At 48.8% G+C, this 2,828-nt stretch carries 2 tRNA genes and 2 rRNA genes; all 4 read left to right on the top strand.

What is annotated here, in order from left to right:
• The first annotated feature begins 439 nt into the window (after nt 1-439).
• Nucleotides 440-1,982: ribosomal RNA gene (locus CIK04_RS30545) — 16S ribosomal RNA — on the top strand.
• Nucleotides 1,983-2,044: 62 nt separating this feature from the next.
• Nucleotides 2,045-2,121: transfer RNA gene (locus tag CIK04_RS30540), tRNA-Ile, on the top strand.
• Nucleotides 2,122-2,130: 9 nt separating this feature from the next.
• Nucleotides 2,131-2,206 (top strand) — tRNA-Ala (locus tag CIK04_RS30535).
• Nucleotides 2,207-2,489: 283 nt separating this feature from the next.
• Nucleotides 2,490-2,828, top strand: a 23S ribosomal RNA gene (locus CIK04_RS30530); the annotation flags it as partial.

Raw genomic sequence — 2,828 nt, 5'->3', positions numbered from 1 at the left:
TAGAAAGAAACTACACTTTTTGCTTGTTTTGACTCTTTTTTAGACGAACGATAGAAAAATCAAAAAAAAACGTGAAAAAGGGCTTGAGCCAACGTGACGTCGATCTCTATAATGCCACCTCGCTGACACGGCAAGGCTTCGTAAGAAACCAGAGCCCATCAGCCAAGGCATTTAGCCAGGTGAATCACCTGAAAAAGTTTTGAAAAAAGTGGTTGACACTAAAACTTAACTCGCTAAAATRGCCGCCTCTTCCGAAGTGATGCGATTCACAAAAGAAGAAAGCTCTTTAACAATATAAACCTATCAATCTGTGTGGGCACTCGTTGATGATAATCCAAAAGATTTATCAATGAACTGAGTGACCAAAACGATACTAAGTATCGGCACAGTCAATTTATTCAGTATTCATTGAGCCGAAGCGAAAGCTTCAAAAAACTTTTAATTGAAGAGTTTGATCATGGCTCAGATTGAACGCTGGCGGCAGGCCTAACACATGCAAGTCGAGCGGCAGCACAGAGAAACTTGTTTCTCGGGTGGCGAGCGGCGGACGGGTGAGTAATGCCTGGGAAATTGCCCTGATGTGGGGGATAACCATTGGAAACGATGGCTAATACCGCATGATAGCTTCGGCTCAAAGAGGGGGACCTTCGGGCCTCTCGCGTCAGGATATGCCCAGGTGGGATTAGCTAGTTGGTGAGGTAAGGGCTCACCAAGGCGACGATCCCTAGCTGGTCTGAGAGGATGATCAGCCACACTGGAACTGAGACACGGTCCAGACTCCTACGGGAGGCAGCAGTGGGGAATATTGCACAATGGGCGCAAGCCTGATGCAGCCATGCCGCGTGTGTGAAGAAGGCCTTCGGGTTGTAAAGCACTTTCAGTCGTGAGGAAGGTGGTAGTGTTAATAGCRCTATCATTTGACGTTAGCGACAGAAGAAGCACCGGCTAACTCCGTGCCAGCAGCCGCGGTAATACGGAGGGTGCGAGCGTTAATCGGAATTACTGGGCGTAAAGCGCATGCAGGTGGTTTGTTAAGTCAGATGTGAAAGCCCGGGGCTCAACCTCGGAACTGCATTTGAAACTGGCAGACTAGAGTACTGTAGAGGGGGGTAGAATTTCAGGTGTAGCGGTGAAATGCGTAGAGATCTGAAGGAATACCGGTGGCGAAGGCGGCCCCCTGGACAGATACTGACACTCAGATGCGAAAGCGTGGGGAGCAAACAGGATTAGATACCCTGGTAGTCCACGCTGTAAACGATGTCTACTTGGAGGTTGTGGCCTTGAGCCGTGGCTTTCGGAGCTAACGCGTTAAGTAGACCGCCTGGGGAGTACGGTCGCAAGATTAAAACTCAAATGAATTGACGGGGGCCCGCACAAGCGGTGGAGCATGTGGTTTAATTCGATGCAACGCGAAGAACCTTACCTACTCTTGACATCCAGAGAATCTAGCGGAGACGCTGGAGTGCCTTCGGGAACTCTGAGACAGGTGCTGCATGGCTGTCGTCAGCTCGTGTTGTGAAATGTTGGGTTAAGTCCCGCAACGAGCGCAACCCTTATCCTTGTTTGCCAGCGAGTAATGTCGGGAACTCCAGGGAGACTGCCGGTGATAAACCGGAGGAAGGTGGGGACGACGTCAAGTCATCATGGCCCTTACGAGTAGGGCTACACACGTGCTACAATGGCGCATACAGAGGGCKGCCAACTTGCGAAAGTGAGCGAATCCCAAAAAGTGCGTCGTAGTCCGGATTGGAGTCTGCAACTCGACTCCATGAAGTCGGAATCGCTAGTAATCGTGGATCAGAATGCCACGGTGAATACGTTCCCGGGCCTTGTACACACCGCCCGTCACACCATGGGAGTGGGCTGCAAAAGAAGTGGGTAGTTTAACCTTCGGGAGGACGCTCACCACTTTGTGGTTCATGACTGGGGTGAAGTCGTAACAAGGTAGCGCTAGGGGAACCTGGCGCTGGATCACCTCCTTATACGATGATTATTGCGATGAGTGTTCACACAGATTGATACGGTTTAGATTAGAGCATCTAGTGGGTCTGTAGCTCAGGTGGTTAGAGCGTACGCCTGATAAGCGTAAGGTCGGTGGTTCGAGTCCACTCAGACCCACCACTCAACGATGGGGTTATAGCTCAGCTGGGAGAGCGCCTGCCTTGCACGCAGGAGGTCTGCGGTTCGATCCCGCATAGCTCCACCATCTTTAAGGGTTTTTCCTTAAGAATCTTTAAAMATGGTTTTCATTAGAAAATCTTGCTCTTTAACAATTTGGAAAGCTGACAAAACAACAATTTATTGTTGTTTGTAAAGTTCTCAATGTTTGTCTTTAAGACAAACACCAACAAACACATTCAAGTGTTCTTGGGAATGTCACTGTTWAGTGACTATTCGAAATTGAGTCCGGCAAAATCAACGCTATCTCGCTCATTCAAATAATGAGATAGCAACTTTGGTTGTTTAACAAAGACCCTTTGGGGTTGTATGGTTAAGTGACTAAGCGTACACGGTGGATGCCTTGGCAGTCAGAGGCGATGAAGGACGTAGTAACTTGCGATAAGCGTAGATGAGGCAGTAACAGCCACTTGAGTCTACGATTTCCGAATGGGAACCACTGGCATAAGCCAGTATCATTGAGTGAATACATAGCTCAATGAAGCGAACCGGGAGAACTGAAACATCTAAGTACCCCGAGGAAAAGAAATCAACCGAGATTCCGAAAGTAGCGGCGAGCGAAATTGGATTAGCCCTTAAGCTTTACATGTGTTAGACGAACGGTCTGGAAAGTCCGACGATACAGGGTGATAGTCCCGTAGTTGACGATG

The sequence above is a fragment of the Vibrio sp. 03_296 genome, assembly GCF_002265885.1.
Note: the sequence above shows the minus strand (reverse complement) of the source record. Positions and strands in the feature narration are given on the sequence as shown.